The following is a 1,314-nucleotide window of genomic DNA, read 5'->3' as shown; positions in this document are numbered from 1 at the left end:
CCACGACTCCTCGTACAGCCGGGTCACCGCCGCGACCTGGGCCAGCAGGACCAGCACCAGCGTCAGTACCCCGAACGGCCCGATGTCGGACTGCTTCATGATGCGCAGGGCGTCTTCGGCGGGCTTGCCGCTGCCGAGCCCGTCGGCGGTGTCGGCCAGCCCGTCGAGGTGGAGCCCCCGGGTCAGCGCGGCGGGAACGGCCACCGAGGCGACGGCGGCGACCATCGCCCCCGTACCCAGCACCAGCAGCACCCCTCCGAGCGCAGCCGCGCAGCCCCCGACCACGACCCCCACCAGCGGCGCGCAGGTCATTCCGCCGCGCGCGGCCTCCCGGTCCCACCGGGACACGCGAACGGGGATCACCGTCAGCGTGCCGAAGGCGAACCGCAGGCCGTGGAGGGAGAAACTGTCGGACATCGAGGGCATCGGCGCAGATTATCCGACGGTCGCACCGAGCCCCGCCCTCGACACCGGGCCCCACCGCCGACAGGGATGAAGTGCGCACATGGGACATTGGCTGCAACGGAACATCGTGGAACCGGGCAAGCTCCCCCTCCTCCTGGCTCTCACGGCCTTCGTCCTGACGTTCCTCCTCACCCGCCTGGTGACCCGTCTGATCCGCGCGGGCAAGGGCCCGTTCGGCAACGTCAAGGCGGGCGGCCTGCACATCCACCACGTCGTGCCCGGTGTGATCCTCACGGTCATCGGCGGCTTCGGCGCCATCGCGACCGGCACGCACGGCGCGGGCGCCTGCGCCGCGGCGGTCTGCTTCGGCATGGGCACGGGCCTGGTCCTGGACGAGTTCGCGCTGATCCTGCACCTGGACGACGTGTACTGGACGGAGGAGGGCCGCAAGAGCGTGGAGGTGGTCGTCCTGACGGCCGCCCTGGTCGGCCTGGTCCTCCTCGGCTACTCACCCCTGGGCGTGGACGACCTCTCGAACGACGAGGTGGCGGGCAGGGGAGTGGCCCTGACGACGGTCGTCGTCAACTTCCTGCTCTCCCTGATCGCCCTCGCGAAGGGCAAGGCCCGCACAGCCATCTTCGGCGTCATCGTCCCCACGGTCGCCCTGATCGGCGCACTGCGCCTGGCCCGCCCCAAGTCCCCCTGGGCCCGCCACTTCTACACCCGCCGCCCCCGCGCCAGAGCCCGCGCCGAACGCCGGGCGGAACGCGGCGACCGCCGCTGGTCACGCGTACGACGGTGCGTGGAAGAACTGGTGGGAGGCAAACCGGACCCGTCGTCACGGTGACGAGCGAGCGGACCCCACGGCGGCTCGCCCCTCACGACCCCCTCTGGCCCTTATACACATCG

General features: G+C 71.7%; 2 protein-coding genes. One reads left to right on the top strand and one right to left on the bottom strand.

All coding sequences use genetic code 11. The features are described from left to right. The coding region (locus tag AOK24_RS42655) for an adenosylcobinamide-GDP ribazoletransferase (protein ID WP_167376918.1) at positions 1 to 417 on the bottom strand (417 nt) is incomplete at its 3' end. An 88-nt stretch (positions 418 to 505) separates the two neighbouring features. On the opposite strand from AOK24_RS42655, the gene AOK24_RS42650 reads away from it, so the two are divergent. Beyond that, a complete protein-coding gene (locus AOK24_RS42650; protein ID WP_055725233.1) occupies positions 506 to 1,252 on the top strand; it encodes a hypothetical protein in 747 nt (248 codons plus the stop codon). The last annotated feature ends 62 nt before the right edge of the window (positions 1,253 to 1,314 follow it).

It is taken from the genome of Streptomyces niveiscabiei (assembly GCF_001419795.1).
GTDB classification, from domain to species: Bacteria; Actinomycetota; Actinomycetes; order Streptomycetales; family Streptomycetaceae; genus Streptomyces; species Streptomyces niveiscabiei.
This window is presented reverse-complemented; position numbering and strand designations above follow the sequence as displayed.